Below are 20,450 nucleotides of genomic sequence, written 5' to 3'. Positions count from 1 at the left end.
TCTTTTATACTAGTGTTTAGTATGATTTTCTAGGAATCTTTACAACTCCATAGTTGCTTTTGATATAATTTTTCGACTAATAAAAGTGATAGAAAGCAAATGCTTTTTGATTGCCTTTATTTTGAAATAGAAGAGTTCGTTTTAGCTTCCTCCTTTTTAATGGTATCCAATTCAGTTTGCGCCGCAGTAACCACATCTTTATACTCTGTGAAATTTTTAATGACACTTTCCAAAATGTAAGTCGCTTGAAAACTATCTTTTAATCCATAAAAATTACTGGCCATCACCACCAAACCTTTGGCACCCAAATAACGATAGCTGGAATAATTTTTGGCTAGTTTTTGAACCACTTCGTTTGAAGCTTCAAATTTCCCTTCTTTATTTTTAAAATAGGCATCATAATAAATCGCTTCAGCGGCTAATTCCCCTTTAGCAATGGGCAATAATCTCGCATAAGCTTCTTTTGCTTTTGTTTCATTTCCAGCTTGAATAGCACTTCTTGCAATAATTATTTGAGCATCGCTTTTTACCATTTCTTCAATCTTGGCCTCGGCTAAAACTTTTTCAGCATAAATAACTGCTTTTGGGTATTCTTTTGTTTCATAATACAACTTCATCAAATTAGAGAGTGCAAAAAACTTATTTTGTGCGATATCAGATTCTATTTCTAAATGCAACAATACTGGAATGGCATAATCTGTTCTTTTATCTTTTAAATGAATTTGAGCCAAGCGAACCAACGATTGCTCCGTATATTCAGAACGTGCTTGTTGTACTACAAAATCAAAATGAGGAATCGATTTACCTGCTGTTCCTTCATCATAATACGCTTGCGCCAACTGATAATTGGCTTTCAACGCGTGAACGCCATTAGGAAAAGAGGTCACATATGTATTAAGCCCAGCTATAGCTTGCTTCGTATTGCCTTGTTGCAACTGTTTTTCGGCGGCTTCATAACTGTCATTATCCAATTCTACATCAGTAACCGAAACAAAAGACAACGTTCGCACCCAAGCCGCATAGTCATTCACTTTGCCACTATCCACATAAATCAAACGCGCCGAAGCCACCGCTTCTAAAGCTTCTGGGGTTTTAGGAAAATCTGTGGCAATTTTTTTGAATTTGGTTAACGCCAAATCATCTTTATCATCATTATAATACACTAAACCTTGTCGCAACATCGCTTTTGAGGTAAAGGTTCCTTCTGGAAATTCGGTTATTAACTGGTTGTAAGTAGTTATAGCCAATTCGTCTTTTTTGTCTGCTACGTATGTATTTCCTAATTCAAAGAGCACATCATCTCTATAAACAGATTGTTTGTAACGCTCCAAGAAAACTTTCAACTCCACTATTTTCTTGTCATTTTTTGCTAAAAAACCATATGCTAATGCTTTTTGAAGATAAGCATAATCAGCATCTACACTTTTTAGCTCTATGGCTTTTATGTAGTTATCAATTGCTGGCCAATATTTTGACCCTACAAATCTGCAATCCGCCAAACGCAAGTAAGCGTCTGCCAAACGCACTTTATCTTCTTTGTTCTCGTCTATTTGCTTTTGAAAATAAGTCGCTGCTTGCTCATATTCTTTCAGTTTAAAACTCGTGTAGCCTAAATTATAATTACTGTTTTTAAACTCCACCGTTGTTGCTGCACTAGACAAACTGGCAAATTGTTTAAAACCCGCCAAAGCTGACGAATAATCTTCTAAAACAAAATCCGATTCGGCTTTCCAAAACGTGGCACGAGCGGTTATTGCAGTGTCCTTCGATTCGTTTATGGCTCGATTAAAAAGCTTGGTTGACGTGGCATAATCTCCAGCCGTAACCGCTTCAATTCCGCTGTAAAACAAGACTTTTTGATACACCACTTTATTTTCTGCAGTTTTATTTCTTTCTAGCAAAACCAATGCTTCTTTATAATTTTTAGATGAGATATAAGAATCTATCAACAAACGCTCCACCTCAGCCACATTAGGATTACGAGGGTATTTTTCTAAAAAAGCCATCAAAATAGCCGGAACACTTTCGTACGAATTTCCAATTTCATAACTTAATTTGGCATAATTAAGCGTAGCATCTTCCTGAAGCTCGGTATTAAAATCCATTTCAGAGGCATTTTTAAACGCATTCAATGCCTGCGTTTTTTGGCCTAAATCCAAATACGATTCTCCTAAATGATAATACGCATTTTGAGCCACAAAATCTTTTCCATCAATGATTTTATTGAACTGTGCAATGGCATTTTCATATTGCTTTTGTTGGTAATACGCATAACCCAATTGATAAAAATCGGTATTGTTCCACTTGCCTTTTTTCCCTTTGTATTCGGACAAATACGGAATCGCTTTCTGGTAATTTTTTAAGTTGAAATAACTCTCACCAATAATTTTATTCAATTCAGACAGTTCCATTTCATTCGATTGTTCCATCGCTTTCACACCCAAATCAATCGCTTTTTGGAAGTTACCCAACTTAAAATTCATATCCGCCTGAAAATACGACAACTTCTCTTTGTATTTTTCTTCGCCCGAAACCTCGTCAAAATACTTAGTTGCCGCTTTGTAATCATCGCCTTCATACGCCATAAACCCTAGATAATACTTAGCCTGAGCACCGTATTCTGCCGAGTTCAAAACCATATTCAAGTATTTAGATGCTTCTTTTTTCTTTCTGGTGGTGTAATAACTATATCCTTTTTGAAAATTAAAACGCTCCAATTCTTGTTTTGTCAATTCATCAGCTTCCACTTTATCAAACCAATACAAGGCTTTTGGGTAATTATTTTGTTCAAAATAATAATGTGCAGCTTCAACATAAGCTTGATTTCGCTTAGAGCTAGTAGGATATTTTTTTACGAATAATGCCACCAAATCCTCAGCATTATTGGCGTTTGTTCGGATAGCACAATTAGCAATGTAGTACGCACAATCCCCTTTGATATCCTCATTAGAAACATTCTGCTGCACTTTTTCAAAAACAAGTTGGGCGCTAGCATATTGCTTATTCATATACAAATCCATTGCCGTATCAAAACGCTGCAAATCGTGAGTATAAACAGTAGATTTTTGTGCAAAAACACCAGAAAAACAAAGTAAAAAAGGTAGAATTAGGAGCCAATAAAAGGTACGCATTGTGCTATTTTTTTGATGATTCAAATATATCATATTTATCGTATTACAAACGAGAAGAAACAACATTTTATTATCTCACTCCAATCGAGAATCGTAATTAGGAACAGAAAAATAAGGCATTTTTGTATACATCGTCCTGCTCTACACTATATCTTTTGTTTCGCTATCGCTTCACAAAAGGATGCCGTTTCTATCAGGGTTAAAAGCCAACATTAAGGCATTCTTGGATGCATTAAAATTCGACTTAAACTTCCCCAAATTACTTTACAAAACAAACTAAAGCCTTTCGCTATTACTATTACACAACAAAGCAACAATCAAACTGATGATTTTAGCTCATTAGCTTCGAATTTATTTTGAATACAAAGGCTAACTTCTTACTTTTACGCAATAAATCACTTCAATCATGTCACAAACCGTATTAGCTTTAAACAACGTAACCATTTATCAAGAAGGAAGAACCATTTTATCCGATGTTAATTTAGAAGTAAAACACGGTGAATTCATCTACTTAATAGGAAAAACAGGTTCAGGAAAAAGTAGTTTACTCAAAACCTTATACGGTGACTTGCCTTTAACAGAAGGTACTGGACATATTGTAGATTACAATTTAGAAACTTTAACTGAAGTAGAAATTCCTTTTTTAAGAAGAAGAATCGGAATCGTTTTTCAAGATTTCAAACTCTTACCTGACCGTTCGATAAATGACAATATGTTGTTTGTACTCAAAGCAACGGGTTGGATAGATTTGAACGATATGAATAACAAAATCGAAGAAGTGCTTACCAAAGTAGGCATGCAAGATTTTGGCAACAAAATGCCGCACCAACTTTCTGGAGGAGAACAACAAAGAGTTGCTATTGCAAGAGCTTTGCTTAACGACCCTGAATTTATTCTTGCCGATGAACCTACAGGAAACTTAGACCCACAAACCAGTGCCGAAGTACTTGAGGTGCTAAAAACCATCAATGCTCTTGGCAAAACCATCATTATGGCCACTCACGATTATGCGTTGTTAATGAAATACCCTTCTAAGACCTTAAAATGTGAGGATACCAAAATTTTTGAGGTAGTTCAGCGCACAGTATAATGCTTTCTATTCTTATTCCGGTATACAATTATGCTGTATTTCCATTAGTTTTGGAAGTACACAAACAATGTATTTCCGCCGGAATTCAATTCGAAATCCTTTGCCAAGACGATTTCTCCTCTTCATTTATAGAAGAAAATCGTACTGTTGAACAATTATCGTATTGTACATTTTCACAAAATGCAGTCAATTTAGGCAGAGGAAACAATCGAAATTCACTGATTCAAAAAGCACAATTTGAATGGTTACTGCTTTTAGATTGTGATACGTTTCCCAGAGATTCTTTTTTTATCAAAAACTATGTTTCGTTTATTGAAAAACCAATGGCTCCTTTGGCCTTTGGAGGAATTATATATCATCCCAAAAAGCCTCATAACTCACAATTGTTACGCTGGGTATATGGTCAAAAAAGAGAAGCTTTGTCTTGTGAATTCAGGAATAAAAAACCTAACAGCCGCGCACTTACTTCTAATTTAGTTATACGAAAAGAAATCGCACTGAGCCATCCATTTCCTGAATCGATGAGTGATTATGGGTATGAAGACTTGTCTTTTCTATCGAATTTGGGGCAGCAGAACATTACTGTTTTTCACCTGGACAATCCAACTTTTCATCTTAATTTAGAAACCTCCGCTCAGTTTTTGACAAAAACAGAAATTGCATTGCAAAACTTAGTCCTGTTGATTCAGACTAAAACAATAAAGCCCAATGAAAGTAAAATAATAGCAACATTTTTATGGGTCAAAAAACTACATTTGATACAATTGACGGCTTGGCTTTTTCAACAAACCAAAACAGTTACTACAAAAAATCTATTGTCTGACAATCCTTCGTTGCTACTTTTTGACTGGTACAAGTTGGGTTATCTTTGCCTATTGCAAACGCTCAAATAAGGTCTTCCACTTCAACATAATCGCATCCAAATCATACTTCGAAACACTTTGCCGAGCGTTGGCTCCCAGCTTTTTTCTTAAATCTTTATTCTCGAAAAGCAAGGCTAATTTCTCCGCAAAAGCGGTTGCATTGCCATCCTCAACCAAAAAACCATTTACACCATCAGTTATAATTGACCTTGGACCTACTGGGCAATCGTACGCCACACAAGGCAAACCAAAAGCCATAGCCTCAAGCAGCACCAAACCCAATCCTTCAGAACGAGAAGTCATCACCAACACCGAAGCGTTTGCATATAGTGGAGCAACTTCCGAAACAGGAGGATAAAAACGAACGGAAGAGGCAATTCCTAAAGCATTTACAAAAGGAATCAGATTTTCTTCAGGAGAAAGCGTTCCATAAATATCCAGTTTCCAATCAGGATACTTTTGAATTAATAAAGACCAAATCTCCAATAATCTATCGAGTCCTTTTTCATAGGAATTACGGCTAACAGCTAGTACTTTTTTAGCATCTAACGCAGCTAGTTCTTCTGATTTAAAAGACAATGGATTAGCAATAATCATACTATTTTTACTATTCCATTCTTGGGCACTTCCCCTATTCAACACCACAAAAGCATCAAAAGTTTTAGCTCCCCATTCTTTAAGAAAAATTCCTATTAGAAACCATAATCGAGACAAAAAAGGAAATGTAAAAGGTCTTTCATTTACATACTTTGAACCATGGCTTTCAAAAACCAGAGGTAAGCGCTTACCAATTAACAAGGGAACCAAGTAACCTTTCAATCCATTATCCGCCACAATAATACTATCGGGTTGCACTTGCGATATAATCTTTTGCAATTGTTTTTTGTAGGCATAAATCGCACTCAAAAAATAACCTTTTCGTTCAATATCATGCCAAACAATTTGCGCATTAAATTCAAAAAAAGGATGTTCTTCCCCATTATTCTGGGTCATAATATGCACTTCGTACCCGAAATTTTCAATGAAATAGTCGGTTTTGGTAGCTAGCACTTTTGCTACCCCACCCGCTTGATTGACAGAAGGAACTAAATACAATAATCTCATTTTTTAGTGTCCAAAAATTGTGAATAGTCTCGGATATAATCCGATTCTTCAAAAACATCCGATGCCAAAACCAAGCATACCGCACCCGAAGAAAAATTCTGTAATTCTCTCCAAATCCCTGTCGGAATCAGTAATCCCATAGAAGGTTTATTGAGCAAAATTGTTTTTTTCTCAAAACCGTCATCCAAAACTACCTCAAAGCTACCGCTTAAAGCAATCAAGACTTCTTGTTGTTCAATATGCGAATGTCCACCCCTAAAAGCACTACTAGGCACATCAAACAAGTAATACACTCGCTTAAAATCGAAGGTTAGAATATCATTTTGAATGAATCCTAAATTCCCACGAGTGTCTTCAACCACTGGGATTGCAATCTTTTTTAAGTCTTTAAGAGTAGTTTTCATTGGGTAAGTTCTAAATATTTTTTACGCCCATTAAATGCAAATTGAATGGCTTTGGGTATTTCTTTTAGCCTTATTTTTTTCTGCTTAACATCATAAAACACTTTTTGTAAAACGCGAAAAATCCAATTGTTCATCCCTACACGTTTCAAAAAAGCTCCTTGAATGTAATATCGTTGTAAAAAATCTACTTTATCAGTTGTGGTTTGGGTTTTATGGACAGCAATTACTTTGGGAACAAATGAAATTTGCTGTTGCTGACGATACAAATCCATCAAAAAAATTGCTTCTTCCCCCATTTCAAAGGTTACTCCTAATCCAAAATGAGCATCAAATTCGATTCGCGACGTCTCTAAAATGGCTTTATTTATCGTTATTTCAATAGACATCACAGAAAACAAAGTCAATGGTTTCAAAAACATTTGACTCTTTTTTGGATATTTTTTAAACAACTTCCTGTTTTCGTTTTCAATTTGAAAACTAATCACTGCGGCATCGGGAAACAGCTTGTAGGCATTGATGATTGTTTCTATAAAATCAGGTTCAAATACTTCATCATCATCTGCCAAAATTAAAATTTCTCCTTGGGAATTTTTCAATCCCAGATTTCTACTTTTAGACAACCCTATTTCAAAGGAATTAATGACTTTGACAGCAGGAAAATCAGAGGTTAAAATAGCATTTTCATGGGTTTGATTGACGATTAAAATTGAAAAATCAGCAAAATGAGCAAAAGGAAACATCGGAATCAAAAAATCCAACGAATCCCTATTCATCGTTGCAATTATAATTTCAATAGCCTCTTTTGTATAACGAATATTCAATTTGTTCTTACATTTACACAAATATAGAAAAATAGGGTTTGTAAATGAAAATACTTTTGATTGGCGAATACAGCAGGTTGCACAATTCTTTAAAAGAAGGCTTGGTAGCATTGGACCATGAAGTCATACTTGTAGCCTCGGGTGATGCTTTCAAAAACTTCCCTTCTAATTATTCGTTTCGAGCCCAAATCATCAATAGCAATTGGTTTTTTAAGAAAACAAGAAACCTAATTTACAGTTTAACTCGAATTGAAATTGAACAGATAGAACACGCGATTCGTTTTTACCTTTTACTTCCAAAACTTGATAAATTTGACCATGTACAACTCATTAACTCAGATGCATTAGCAACTTTTCCTTGGGTTTCGAGATTTCTATATCGTAAGTTATTTCAAAGTGTAAAAAGCCGAAGTTTACTCATTTGCGGTGACGAAACGCCAGTCATTGATTATTTGCTAAAAAAAGAATTATCGTATTCTATTTTGACTCCTTTTTTTGAAGATGCTACACTCAAAAATCATTTTTATTACCCTTTAAAATACACGAAACCATCTTACAGAAAAACCTTCGAATGGTTAGCACAAAATTGTCAATCGATGACGACTTCTGATATGGATTATAAAATTCCGATGGAACGAATGGGATTCAATGCGCCCTTGATTCCTAATCCAGTCAATTGTGAAAAGATTCCTTTTGAAGCCATAAGCAATCTTGAACCCGTTGTGATTTTCCTAGGCATTAATCGAGGGAGTTACATTAAAAAAGGGATTCCTTATTTTGAAAAAGCATTGGCCGAAATTGAGAAAAAATACGGTAATAAAGTTACTATCTCTGTTTGTGAAAACCAAGCGTACCAAGCGTATATTAAATTGTACCAACAAGCTCATATTGTACTCGACCAGATTTATGCTATGGACCAGGGATATAACGCTTTGGAAGCTATGGCAAAAGGAAAAGTAGTTTTTACAGGTGCAAGCGAGGAGTTTACAAATTATTATCATTTAACCGAAAATGTAGCTATTCACGCATTACCAGACAAAAATTACCTTGTTCAGCAATTATCCTATCTGATTGAAAACCCAAGCAAAATAAAGGAAATGGGAGAACGAGCAAGAGCATTCATAGAAAAAGAACATCATTATAAAAAAAACGCAGAACAATATCTTGCGGCTTGGAAACTTTAACTCTTCGGTAAAAACAGTTTTCTAAACACTAACAAAATCAATATAAAACCTAAGGCACTAGCGCAACAATACGCTTGAATCGCTCCTTCATATCCCCGAGTTTTTATCCAATACAGTGATAGTAGTAAATAGCTTAGATTAAAAGTTATTTCAAGAAAAAAATAAACCTTGAGTCGTGCTTTGATTAAAATTTGATATCCAAAGGCTAAGGTTAGTATTTTAAAAAAATCACCGATAAACTGCCAAATCAAAACCGATTTTAATTTCAAAAACTCCGGTGTGAATACCCACTTCAAAATCCATTCTTTAGTAAAAAACAAAACCAATAGCATTACTAAAAACAAAGGGACAAAAGACGAAAAGTACACCTTTACTTCTTGCTTAAAAGCGTCCTCGGTTGACAATGACGCTAATTTTGGCATATAATACAATGACAATCCAGATGTAAAAAAAAGCATATAAAAACTAGATAATTTGGTAGTAGCTTCCCAAAAACCAGCTTCGGTTAGAGAATAGTTTGTAGTAATCGCATTCCGTATCAAAAGCAGTGTTAATGGAGCAATAATGGCCGTAAGTAAAGCCATTGCAGAAAACTTTTGAATGGCCGTCACATATTCCTTTTTAATTAAAAACCGAAAATTAAATTGAAAAAGGCGTTTGTCTTTTACGACAAAAACAAAAGTAGTAAGCACCATCAGTAGTTCACTTAAGGCAATCGCCCAAATCGCACCATCAATGGAATGAAAATAAATTAAACTTATTGTTACTATAAAAACCAAAACAGAAGAAACCAATTGTACTAAAACAATAGTTTTGAATTGTTCCAAACCATTATAAATGGCTAACCAAAATGTAGTAAGCAACACCAACGGTAAAGACAAACCAACTATTCGGATTGGAGTAGTCCATTGGCTTGAATCGAACAAAAGCTGCGCAATAATGTCTGCAAAAAAGAAAACCCCAATGGCTAATAAAGAAGAAATAAATAAAAAAACAGAAAGAAAAGTAGCATACAATTCCGAAAGTGCTGTCTTATTTTCTTTGTTTTCAGCCACCAATTTCACCAGTGAAGTGCTAATCCCAAGTGTTGCAACCGATTTTAACATCGCACCCAAATTTCTAAAATTACCTAGTAAAGCCATTCCAGAAGGCCCTAAGAAAACTGCGACCACCTTGTTCGAGATAAATCCCAACACAAAAGTAGTCCCTACCGAAAGTGAATTCACACTCAGCACCTTGAATAGATTATTTTCTTTTAAAAATTTCAAAATTAATGAGTTAAAACAAGAAATTAATATTGGTTTAAGGCTTTAATAATAGTACTAACTTCTTCGTCTTCAAGAGCTGGATTCAGTGGAATACTCAAAACTTCCTCGTGAATTTTCTCGGTGATAGGAAACGAGAGCGAATTCATATTTCCTAAAGCCTTTTGCTTGTGCGGCGGAATGGGATAATGAATAGCTGTTTCAATGCCGAGTTGTTGCAAATAAGCTTGTAATTCGGCTCTTTTTGGAGTTCGAATCACAAACAAATGGAAAACATGATTTTTTGAAAAATCCCAAAATGGTAAGATAATCTTATCGTTTTTAATTTCGGTCAAATAGCGTTTTGCAATAGTTCTTCGCTTTTCATTATTTACATCTAAGTTGGATAATTTCAGGTTCAAAAAAGCAGCTTGAATTTCATCCAATCTCGAATTAACACCGATAAACTCATTCTGATATTTTGATTCGGAACCATAATTACGTAGGGATTGTATCACTTTGGCCAATTGAGCATCATTAGTAACAACTGCTCCTCCATCACCCAAAGCACCTAAATTTTTACTCGGATAAAAACTGTAAGCACGAGCCCATAGTTCGGTTTTGGAATTTGGAATTTCAAAATTGGAATTTCTTTCTATTCCATGAGCCTGAGCTGCATCTTCTACAACAATCAAATTATGTTCAGTGGCAATGGCATTTATTTGTCCCATTTCTGCTAACTGACCATACAAATGAACAGCTAAAATAGCTTTGGTCTTTGAAGTTATTTTTTCTGGAATCAAATTAGGATTAATGTTGTAAGTTTCTAATTTAGGTTCGACCAAAATAGGAACCAAATCAGCAGCCAGAATAGCTAAAATACTTGCAATATAAGTATTGGCTGGTACAATAACTTCATCCCCTTTTTGCAATTTTCCTAATTCAATATAGCCTTTAAATATTAAAATCAAAGCATCCAAACCATTGCCCACGCCCAAACAGTGTTCGGCTTTACAATAGCTGGCAAATTTTTTTTCAAATGTTTCGACTTCTTTACCTAAAATATACCAGCCGCTTTCTAAAACCGATTTCAATTGATCTTGAAATGCCGTTTCATAGCGTTTGTTTATTTTTTTTAAATCTAGAAATCGTATCATTTTAATGTGATTTTATAAAAATCTTGATTCCATACGGTGCAACCCAATTCTTCTTTTTGCTGTAATAAGCCACTATGAAATCCTTTTTCGCCAGAGTCATTTACAATTCCCATATCAAAAAAATGTTTGCCTCTTTTTTGAAAAATATCTAGTAAAGAAATGAATAAAAAATCCAAAGCACGGTATTTTTCACCGTTTTTGGAAGTGGCACCGTATTGTGATTTTACTCCGTTTTCAAATTCAAAAATGGTGATTCCTGCTACAATTTTATCCTCTACATACGCAGAAAATTGTTTGATATTTTGAGGAAATCTTTCGTGAAGCAATTGAATTTCTGCCAAGCTATGAACTGGTTTTGCAGCATATTTTTCTATTAATCTTGGCTCAAGAATTTTTTCCCAAAAAGGTTGAAAATTGGTTTCTTCTACCACTCGCAATCCCAATACTTCTGTTCGTCTAAAATGTTTCAATTTACTTTTAGAAATTGGAATCTCTTGATGCAATTGCGCTACCATATTCATTTCTTTTCGGTAGAGTTGCGCTCCTTTTTTCATCAAAAAAAAGTCAATCGCTGCGTTTCCTTGCCCTAAATAAAATGAAGGAATTGGGTGCAAATAAAAATGTCCCATCCGCTTGCTTTTGAAAAAATCAAACACCAAATCCAAAATCGTTTCTATCTTTTCTATTTTTAATTTGGAAGAATAAACCAATCCGCCATAAGTTAATCCTTGATGTGAATACACCGTGTTGTCTACTCTATTAGCAGGTAAAACTGCAACTAGTTTAACTTTGTCAAATAGTAACAGCGAAAAATCCTCAAACCGTTCTTTATGGTACTCCATAAAATCCCTATGAAACAAAAATGTAGCATTTGTAGCGGCACTCACAAAGGTGTTCCAAAGCTCATAATCGCTTTCTTGATAAGGCCTTACACTATAGTTTTTCAATTTTATTTCAATTTTAAATCAAATGTAGGTAACGACCAATTGAATTTGACCACCAACAATCGAACAATGATAATCACTAAGGATGTTACTAACTGAATTAATTCATCTGGGAAGTTGCCTTTTTTTAGCATAAAAAAAACAATACCTCCCAAAATACAAATGGTAGCATAAATTTCTTTTCTGAAAATAACTGGAATTTCATTACACAAAATATCCCTAATCACACCTCCAAAGCAAGCCGTCATAGTTCCCAAAGCAGTACAAATGATAGGATGCAAACCAATGCTAATCCCTTTTTCTAAACCAATAAGCGTAAAAACTCCCAAACCAATAGTGTCAAAAAGGAACAATGATTTACGCAACTTATCGAATCTTTTTCTAAAAAGAATCGCCAAAATATAGCCAATGAAAATCACATAAACATAGTTGAGATTGAGCATCCAACCCACGGGAGTTTTACCAATAAGAACATCTCTTAACGTACCGCCGCCTACCGCAGTAACAAAGGCAATAATCAATATTCCAAAAGGATCCAATCGTTTATTCATTGCCGTAAGTGCTCCCGATAAAGCAAAAGCCATAGTCCCAATAATATCTAGTAAATAAAACATGTTGCTCTTATTCGTTTACTCTTAAACAATGTTGTTTCTTTTTGAAGAAAACAAAATTAAAGAAATACTTATTAAATAAATGCAGTATTCTTTAAATATCCTAATTCAAGTTTAATCTAAGTAATACTCTGTGTATATTTGTCATTAAAAAAAAGCTTGAAACAAATTACTTCCATACAGAATCCGTATATCAAATCCTTGGTTTTATTACAGGAAAAAGCCAAAGCTCGAAAGCAAACGGGCACTTTTTTGATTGAAGGACAACGAGAAATAAGCATTGCAATAAAAGGAGGCTACGAAATTGAAACCTTATTATTTGTTCCTGAAATTTGTTCGGAAAGCCAAACCAAGCAATTGGCTCCAAATGCAGATTTAATCGAAATTACTTCCGCCGTTTATGAAAAACTAGCTTACAGAGATTCTACAGAAGGTGTCTTGGCTGTAGCAAAAACCAAATCGACATTGTTATCGGATTTAAAACTTTCCGAAAACCCATTGATTTTGGTGGCAGAAGCTCCTGAAAAACCAGGCAACATTGGCGCATTGTTGAGAACCGCTGATGCTGCTAATTTGGATGCCGTAATCATTGCCAACCCCAAAAGCGATTTATACAATCCAAACATCGTTCGTTCGAGCGTAGGTTGCTTGTTTACCAACCAAATCGCCACTGGAAGTACGGCGGAAATTATTGCCTTTTTGAATGAAAGAAATATTAGTTTCTATTGTGCTACTTTACAAAATTCCAATAGCTATCATCTTGAAAATTACACGACTCCAACCGCTTTGGTAGTGGGAACAGAAGCAACAGGATTGACTCAAGAATGGCGCGATGCGGCCACACAAAATATTATTATCCCGATGCAGGGCGAAATTGATTCGATGAACGTTTCGGTTGCCGCGGCTATTTTGATTTTCGAAGCCAAAAGACAAAGAGGGTTTTAGATTTTAGAATCTAGATTTTAGATTTTTGTAAGTTGAATAAAAATACTATAAATAACCAATAATGAAAAAACAGTATTTCTCTCTACTGCTGCTATTAGCAACCAGTTTTACCACTTTTGCACAAATTACCGAGGAGCAAATTGATCAAGTTACCGAGAAAGCCATTCAAACCTTTAATGTGCCTGGGATTGCCGTAGCGGTAGTAAAAGATGGCAAAGTAATTCATTCCAAAGGATATGGCGTAAAATCAATTTTGACCAAAGAAAAAGTAGATGGCAACACCTTATTCGGGATTGCTTCAAATAGTAAAGCCTTTACCACAGCCGCATTAGCTATGCTGGTTGAAGAAGGAAAACTACAATGGGACGATAAAGTAATTCAGTATTTGCCCAATTTCAAAATGTACAATGACTATGTTACCAACGAATTTACCATTCGAGATTTAGTAACGCATCGAAGTGGATTAGGACTTGGCGCAGGTGATTTAATGATTTGGCCTGACGGAAGCGATTTCACTTCAAAAGATATAATCGAAAATTTACAGTATTTAAAACCTGTTTCTGGCTTTAGAACCAAATTTGATTATGACAATCTTTTGTACATCGTGGCTGGGGAAATTATTCACAAAGTAAGTCAACTGAGTTGGGCTGACTTTGTTGAACAACGTATGATGAAACCACTTGAGATGAACCATAGTGTCGCTTCATACAAAAGGTTAAAAGACACTACAAACGTCATTGCTCCACACGTTCCTGTAAACGGTCAATTAAAAGTAATCAAGCCTTATACCAATCAACTTTTTGATGGAGCGGCAGGCATCTACTCTAGCGTAAATGACTTGAGTAAATGGGTACTTTTGCAACTCAACAAAGGAAAATACGGACCAGAAAACAAAGCTTTATTCTCTGAAGCGCAGCAAAATGAAATGTGGCAATTGCAAACCATCATTCCAGCAACCACTCGCCCACCCTACAACACCCACTTCAATGGTTACGGATTGGGCTGGTTTTTGAATGATGTTAAAGGATATAAACAAGTTTCGCACACAGGAGGTTTAGAAGGAAATGTCACTCAAGTCACTTTGCTTCCAGAACTACAATTAGGGATAGTTGTTCTGACCAATCAACAAGAAGGTGCCGCTTTTTCAGCGATAACTAATACGATTAAAGATAGTTATCTAGGTATTCCTGCTCAAGATTATGTAACGCTGTATCATAATCGAATCAAAGCCAATGTCGCTACTGCCGACAAAGTGACCGAAGAAGTTTGGGCAACTGTTGCTAAAAACAAAAAAGACAAAGTAAAAACTGATTGGAAATCTATTATTGGAACCTATAAAGACAATTGGTTTGGTGCTATTGAACTTTCAGAAAAGAAAGGAAAAATTTATTTTCAATCGAAACGCTCTCCACAATTAGCTGGCGAAGTTTTCTTTTACAAATCAGGCAATCTTGTGGTGAAATGGAACAATGCATTTTTCAATGCTGATGCCCATTTATTCCTAGAAAATGATACTTCAGGAAAAACGATTGGCATCAAAATGAAACCAATTTCAGACTTAACTGATTTTAGTTATGATTTTCAAGACTTAGACTTAAAAAGAGTCAACTAGTCGCCAACAAATATTTTATTTTTGTCCGATAAAAAATGATTGTATTTTTTTATCGGACAAATTACTTTTAAAAGCTCTTAAATAAACTTTAATAGTCAATTTTACCTTGCGAATCTGGTATTTATTACTTAGCTTTAAAAATTGAACCATGCCGTTATGACAGAATTAGAAATAGAAAAAGAAAACAAAGCGATTGCGCACGAGTATAAAGAATTGTTGCGTATTAGCTACCAAACCTTAACACCTGCCGATAAAAAACTGATTCGAAAAGCCTTTGATGTAGCCGTTGATGCTCACAAAGATCAACGAAGAAAATCAGGAGAGGCTTATATTTTCCACCCCATTGCTGTGGCCAAAATTGTAGCTTCTGAAATTGGTTTAGGTGCTACCTCTATTGCTGCTGCATTGCTTCATGACGTAGTAGAAGATACTCCCATTACTGTACACGACATTGAAAAACTTTTTAATCCAAAAGTAGCACAATTGGTAGAAGGACTTACCAAAATTTCTTTGGTTCAAAAAGACCTAAACGCCTCCATTCAAGCTGAGAATTTTAGAAAAATGATTCTTACTTTGAATGATGATGTCCGAGTAATCTTAATTAAACTTGCCGATCGTTTGCACAATATGCAAACTATGGATTCGATGCGCGAAGACAAGCAAACCAAAATCGCTTCCGAAACACTCTATATTTACGCACCATTAGCGCATCGATTAGGGCTATACAATATCAAAACCAAGTTAGAGGATTTGGGATTGAAATATACAGAACCCGAGATTTATAATGAAATTGTAAGCAAAATCAAAGAAACCAAAGAAGAACAAGACGCTTATATTAATGATATTTCTGAAGTACTAAAAAATTCTTTAAACAAAGAAGAAATTAACTACATCATCAAAGGAAGACCTAAATCTATCTATTCTATTCGGAGAAAAATGAGGGCTCAAAATGTAAGCTTTGACGAGGTCTACGATAAATTTGCCCTTCGCATTGTTTACAAATCAGAACCCAACGAAGAAAAGTTTTTGGCTTGGAAAATCTATTCCATTGTTACCGACCATTACAGACCAAGCCCAAGTCGATTGAGAGATTGGATTTCGTCTCCAAAATCTACAGGTTACGAAGCCTTGCATATAACGGTCATGGGACCAAGAGGTCGCTGGGTAGAAGTACAAGTACGAAGCGAGCGAATGGATGAAATTGCGGAAAAAGGGTATGCCGCTCATTATAAATACAAAAACGGGGCTACCGAAGAGAGCGGTTTGGATGTTTGGCTGAACTTACTGAGAGAAGCTTTAGAAAATTCAGAAACGAATGCCGTAGATTTTGTAGAAGATTTCAAAATGAATCTCTATTCTAAGGAGATTTTTGTGTTTACTCCAAAGGGAGAAATCAAATCGCTTCCTAAAGGTGCCACCTCGTTGGATTTTGCCTTTAGTATTCACTCAGAACTAGGAATTAGAACCCGAGGAACTCGCGTTAACGGCAAACTAGTTCCACTAAATTATGAACTCAAAAGTGGTGATCAAATTGAAGTAATCACTTCACAATATCAAAAACCAACCGCTAACTGGCTGGACTATGTGACCACTTCAAGGGCAAAAACAAAAATTAAAAACGTTCTCAACGAAAACACTAAAAAAATTGGTGAAGAAGGAAAAGAAATTCTTACCCGTAAGTTAAAACACCTAAAAATCAACTTGAACGAATCTGTTACCAATGAGTTAGTAAATTTCTTCAAACTAAAAACCAGTTTGGATTTGTATTATAGAATAGGAATTGGTGCAATTGAAAATCAGCAATTGAAAGACTTTGCTGCTAAAAAAAGTAATACCATCATCAATTTCTTCAAGAATAAAATCAAACGTAATCAAAAAAACACGGCGGATATTGACATTCACAAACCAGAAATAAATACTAATTATGATTTACTAGTTTTTGGTACTGAGCATGACAAATTAGACTACAAATTGGCACCATGCTGTAACCCAATTCCAGGAGACGATGTTTTTGGTTTTATTACTATCAACGAAGGGATTAAAGTACACAAAAAAGATTGCCCTAATGCCATAGGAATGCAATCTAACTATGCATACCGTATCATGAGTGCCAAATGGATCGATTCTACGCAAGAAGAGTTCAAGGCGCTACTAGACATTACCGGAATGGACGTACTAGGATTGACCAACCAACTCACTAAAGTTATTTCAAACAATATGCATGTCAACATACAAAGTATTTCTTTGAGTACCAATGCAGGTCTTTTTCATGGTCAAGTAGCGGTAATTGTTCAGAACAATACGATTCTCAAAAAAATGATCAATAACATCAAAAAAATCGACGGAATAGAAAAAGTAACTAGAGTCTATAACACATAATTTTCTTTTGAAGAACATTTAATCACAAACTTTAAAACTAGGGCCTTTAATCTTTAAACAAAATAATTTATCTTTGCCAGATATGACACTCATCTCCACAGAAAACAATAAAAATCAAGAAATTGTAAAAAATGTTTTTACAATGTATCTTGAGAATAAAGGACACAGAAAAACGCCCGAACGTTATGCTATCCTTCAAGAAATCTACGATAGTGAAGAACATTTTGATATCGAAAATTTGTACATCAAAATGAAAAACAAAAACTATCGTGTGAGCCGAGCAACATTATACAATACAATTGAATTGCTATTAGATTGTGCGTTGGTGCGTAAACATCAGTTTGGACAAAATCAGGCGCATTACGAAAAATCATATTTTGATAAACAACACGATCACATCATCATGACCGATACTGGAGAAGTAATCGAGTTTTGCGACCCAAGAATACAAACTATCAAAAAAACAATTGAAGAAATTTTTGATATAGAAATCACCAACCACTCGTTGTACTTATATGGCAACAAAAAGAAAACAGAATAATTTTTTATAGACTAAAGAAGACTGGACAACACAAGCGTTGTCCAATTCTATTTATTTAACAACAAACAATACACATAATGACCGTAGATTTATTATTAGGATTACAATGGGGAGATGAAGGGAAAGGAAAAATCGTAGACGTACTGACCTCAAATTATGATATCATTGCACGTTTTCAAGGGGGACCAAATGCTGGACACACCTTAGAATTTGATGGAATTAAACACGTTTTGAGAACCATTCCTTCTGGTATTTTTCATAAAAAGGCAGTAAACATCATTGGAAATGGCGTTGTAATTGACCCTGTTGTTTTTCAAAAAGAAATTGAAGGTCTTCAAAAATTTGATATTGATATCAAAAGTAAATTAATCATTTCTAGAAAAGCTCATTTAATTTTACCTACTCACCGTTTGCTTGATGCGGCTTCTGAAGCGGCAAAAGGAAAAGCGAAAATTGGTTCTACTTTAAAAGGAATTGGTCCAACTTACATGGATAAAACAGGTAGAAACGGCCTTCGTGTTGGTGATATCGAATTAGAAGATTTCGCAGATCGTTACAGAGCTTTGGCAGACAAACACGAAGAAATGATTAAATTCTATGATGTAGCGATTCAGTACAATTTGGCAGAAATGGAAACTGAATTCTTTGAAGCCATCGAAGAATTGAAAAAATTAGATTTTATTGATAGTGAAGAATATTTACACCAAGCACAAAAAGCAGGAAAATCTATTTTGTGTGAAGGGGCTCAAGGCTCTCTATTAGATGTTGATTTTGGAACCTATCCATTTGTTACTTCTTCTAATACAACTGCTGCTGGTGCTTGTACAGGTTTAGGAATTGCACCAAACAAAATCAAAGAAGTATACGGAATTTTCAAAGCTTACGTTACTCGCGTAGGTAGCGGACCTTTCCCAACTGAATTATTTGATGAAGACGGAGCTACTATGGCTAGAATTGGTAACGAATTTGGTTCTGTAACTGGAAGACAAAGACGTTGTGGTTGGTTAGATTTAGTAGCGCTAAAATATGCCGTTCAAGTCAATGGAGTAACCCAATTGATGATGATGAAGGGCGACGTGCTTTCTGGATTTAAAACACTAAAAGTATGTACCGCTTATGAATACAAAGGAGAAGAGATCACTCATTTTCCATATAATATCGAACCTGAAAACGTAACTCCTGTTTACCAAGAATTTAAAGGATGGGCACAAGATTTGACAGGAATGACCACTTATGAGGAATTACCTAAAGAACTAAAAGAATACATCGAGTTTATAGAAAAAGAAGTAGAAGTACCTATCAAAATAGTATCTGTTGGACCAGACAGAAAGCAAACTATTTTGAAATAGAAACCAAACGCTCTGAGTATTTCAGAGCGTTTTTTATTCCGTCTAATAATTAATAACATGAAAAAAAAGTTGTCTATTTTCCTTCTGATTCTAATTCTTTTTTCTTGTAAAAAAGACGAGATAGAAACTCCCATAAATAGTACTACAAAATACAGTACATTGGAGGCAAAGCTTCTAATGAACCAGAAGCCTATACAACTTATTGGTGTAAATGCTTTTCATGTTTTTGGTGTGGGAAGTACAGATATGAATACTTGGAAAATAGACATAATTCGAGAATTTATTGGCAATATAAAAGAGACTCCATTAACGGGTAGCCCGATAAAAGATGCTACAGGAGCGTATTTATATTCGCTCGAAAATATCATAGCAGATAATAGAGCCAATAAAAGAGTCACCATTATCTGTGCTTTTGGTTGGGATGGGACCCCAAACACAGCTTTTACAGGAAGAAGCCCGCAACAGACAAATTGGTGGCAAGAATACAAGACGCGATTAAAAGAATGGGCAACTTACCTAAAAGACCAACCCGATGTATGGATTGAAGTATGGAATGAACCCTACCGATACGACAGAGCAGATGGCTATACCGACCAAATTTGGCTACAAGACATGAATGAATTAGTAGCCATTATTCGGTCTACAGGAAATCAAAACATTGTCGTTGTGCCTTGCGCTGAACAAGGGCAAGACGAAAGTGTATTACTAAATAAAGGCAATGAATTTCTTAATGGAAAATCTAATATATTATTTGATATTCATGCGTATGAAAAATGGCTTTTGGACAGCAATAGTTCTGTTGAAAATCGTTTGAATCAATTGAGAAATAAAAACATTCCGATAATTATAGGAGAAATAGCGCCTATGAATGCTGGAGTTTTAATGAATCCAAAAACATTTTTAGATACTATGTTTGACCATGGACTATCTATATGTGCTTGGGTTTGGAAAAAAGACGGAAACGACATAGACGCCTTATTAACAACAACTGGAGAACCAAACAACAATAACAATAATAATTGGGGAACAACATTCAAAGATCTAACCGATAGAAGTAGAAAACCATAAAAG

General features: G+C 35.1%; 17 protein-coding genes. 9 read left to right on the top strand and 8 right to left on the bottom strand.

Going from position 1 to position 20,450, the window contains the following annotated elements; all coding sequences use genetic code 11:
• Window positions 1-116: 116 nt before the first annotated feature.
• A complete protein-coding gene (locus WFZ86_RS13355) occupies window positions 117-3,131 on the bottom strand; it encodes a tetratricopeptide repeat protein (protein WP_342692386.1) in 3,015 nt (1,004 codons plus the stop codon).
• A 406-nt stretch (window positions 3,132-3,537) separates the two neighbouring features.
• Between WFZ86_RS13355 and WFZ86_RS13350 the strand changes: the two genes are divergently transcribed.
• The gene (locus WFZ86_RS13350; RefSeq protein WP_342692385.1) at window positions 3,538-4,221 is read left to right on the top strand and encodes a cell division ATP-binding protein FtsE; all 684 of its coding nucleotides are present in this window, start codon (window positions 3,538-3,540) and stop codon (window positions 4,219-4,221) included.
• Window positions 4,221-5,114: a glycosyltransferase family 2 protein gene (locus WFZ86_RS13345; protein ID WP_342692384.1), complete on the top strand. Its 894-nt coding sequence runs from the start codon at window positions 4,221-4,223 to the stop codon at window positions 5,112-5,114. The genes WFZ86_RS13350 and WFZ86_RS13345 overlap by 1 nt, the downstream gene beginning before the upstream one ends.
• On the opposite strand, the gene WFZ86_RS13340 is transcribed toward WFZ86_RS13345, so the two are convergent.
• The 3 genes from WFZ86_RS13340 to WFZ86_RS13330 are packed head-to-tail and all read right to left on the bottom strand — an operon-like array spanning window position 5,094 to window position 7,413.
• Complete coding sequence (locus tag WFZ86_RS13340; RefSeq protein ID WP_342692383.1) at window positions 5,094-6,188, bottom strand: glycosyltransferase family 4 protein; 1,095 nt, start codon at window positions 6,186-6,188, stop codon at window positions 5,094-5,096. The two genes, WFZ86_RS13345 and WFZ86_RS13340, sit on opposite strands and share 21 nt — an antisense overlap.
• Window positions 6,185-6,592 (bottom strand): sugar 3,4-ketoisomerase, encoded by a 408-nt coding sequence (locus tag WFZ86_RS13335; RefSeq protein ID WP_342692382.1) that lies wholly within the window; start codon window positions 6,590-6,592, stop codon window positions 6,185-6,187. The genes WFZ86_RS13340 and WFZ86_RS13335 overlap by 4 nt, the downstream gene beginning before the upstream one ends.
• Window positions 6,589-7,413 carry a glycosyltransferase family 2 protein gene (locus WFZ86_RS13330; protein ID WP_342692381.1) on the bottom strand — a complete coding sequence of 275 codons (825 nt, stop codon included), beginning with the start codon at window positions 7,411-7,413 and terminating at the stop codon, window positions 6,589-6,591. Before WFZ86_RS13330 ends, WFZ86_RS13335 begins: the two co-directional genes overlap by 4 nt.
• A 44-nt stretch (window positions 7,414-7,457) precedes the next feature.
• On the opposite strand from WFZ86_RS13330, the gene WFZ86_RS13325 reads away from it, so the two are divergent.
• Window positions 7,458-8,597, top strand: coding sequence for a glycosyltransferase family protein (locus WFZ86_RS13325; protein ID WP_342692380.1), 1,140 nt, complete (start codon window positions 7,458-7,460; stop codon window positions 8,595-8,597).
• Here WFZ86_RS13325 and WFZ86_RS13320 read toward each other — a convergent pair.
• Genes WFZ86_RS13320 through WFZ86_RS13305 form a run of 4 tightly spaced genes read right to left on the bottom strand, consistent with a single transcriptional unit; the run spans window position 8,594 to window position 12,556 of the window.
• Window positions 8,594-9,865: an O-antigen translocase gene (locus tag WFZ86_RS13320; protein WP_342692379.1), complete on the bottom strand. Its 1,272-nt coding sequence runs from the start codon at window positions 9,863-9,865 to the stop codon at window positions 8,594-8,596. The genes WFZ86_RS13325 and WFZ86_RS13320 overlap by 4 nt on opposite strands.
• A gap of 23 nt (window positions 9,866-9,888) precedes the next feature.
• On the bottom strand, window positions 9,889-10,998 hold the full coding sequence (locus WFZ86_RS13315) for a DegT/DnrJ/EryC1/StrS family aminotransferase (RefSeq protein ID WP_342692378.1): 1,110 nt from the start codon (window positions 10,996-10,998) through the stop codon (window positions 9,889-9,891).
• Complete coding sequence (locus WFZ86_RS13310; protein ID WP_342692377.1) at window positions 10,995-11,945, bottom strand: FemAB family protein; 951 nt, start codon at window positions 11,943-11,945, stop codon at window positions 10,995-10,997. Before WFZ86_RS13310 ends, WFZ86_RS13315 begins: the two co-directional genes overlap by 4 nt.
• 2 nt (window positions 11,946-11,947) lie before the next feature.
• Window positions 11,948-12,556 carry a trimeric intracellular cation channel family protein gene (locus WFZ86_RS13305; protein WP_342692376.1) on the bottom strand — a complete coding sequence of 203 codons (609 nt, stop codon included), beginning with the start codon at window positions 12,554-12,556 and terminating at the stop codon, window positions 11,948-11,950.
• 156 nt (window positions 12,557-12,712) lie between these two features.
• Here WFZ86_RS13305 and WFZ86_RS13300 point away from each other — a divergent pair, with 156 nt between their 5' ends.
• The 6 genes from WFZ86_RS13300 to WFZ86_RS13275 all read left to right on the top strand — a co-directional run bounded on the left by WFZ86_RS13300 (window position 12,713) and on the right by WFZ86_RS13275 (window position 20,447).
• Window positions 12,713-13,498: a TrmH family RNA methyltransferase gene (locus WFZ86_RS13300; RefSeq protein ID WP_342692375.1), complete on the top strand. Its 786-nt coding sequence runs from the start codon at window positions 12,713-12,715 to the stop codon at window positions 13,496-13,498.
• A gap of 61 nt (window positions 13,499-13,559) precedes the next feature.
• Complete coding sequence (locus WFZ86_RS13295) at window positions 13,560-15,110, top strand: serine hydrolase (protein ID WP_342692374.1); 1,551 nt, start codon at window positions 13,560-13,562, stop codon at window positions 15,108-15,110.
• A gap of 156 nt (window positions 15,111-15,266) precedes the next feature.
• The gene (locus tag WFZ86_RS13290) at window positions 15,267-17,489 is read left to right on the top strand and encodes a RelA/SpoT family protein (RefSeq protein ID WP_342692373.1); all 2,223 of its coding nucleotides are present in this window, start codon (window positions 15,267-15,269) and stop codon (window positions 17,487-17,489) included.
• A gap of 82 nt (window positions 17,490-17,571) precedes the next feature.
• Window positions 17,572-18,030: a Fur family transcriptional regulator gene (locus WFZ86_RS13285; protein ID WP_024981183.1), complete on the top strand. Its 459-nt coding sequence runs from the start codon at window positions 17,572-17,574 to the stop codon at window positions 18,028-18,030.
• A 77-nt stretch (window positions 18,031-18,107) separates the two neighbouring features.
• Window positions 18,108-19,379, top strand: a complete 1,272-nt coding sequence (locus WFZ86_RS13280) for an adenylosuccinate synthase (RefSeq protein ID WP_342692372.1) — start codon at window positions 18,108-18,110, stop codon at window positions 19,377-19,379.
• 57 nt (window positions 19,380-19,436) lie between these two features.
• On the top strand, window positions 19,437-20,447 hold the full coding sequence (locus tag WFZ86_RS13275; RefSeq protein ID WP_342692371.1) for a cellulase family glycosylhydrolase: 1,011 nt from the start codon (window positions 19,437-19,439) through the stop codon (window positions 20,445-20,447).
• The last annotated feature ends 3 nt before the right edge of the window (window positions 20,448-20,450 follow it).

The organism is Flavobacterium polysaccharolyticum, from assembly GCF_038739875.1.
GTDB classification, from domain to species: Bacteria; Bacteroidota; Bacteroidia; order Flavobacteriales; family Flavobacteriaceae; genus Flavobacterium; species Flavobacterium polysaccharolyticum.
The sequence above is the reverse complement of the archived record's forward strand: the minus strand, read 5'-3'. Positions and strand labels throughout refer to the sequence as shown.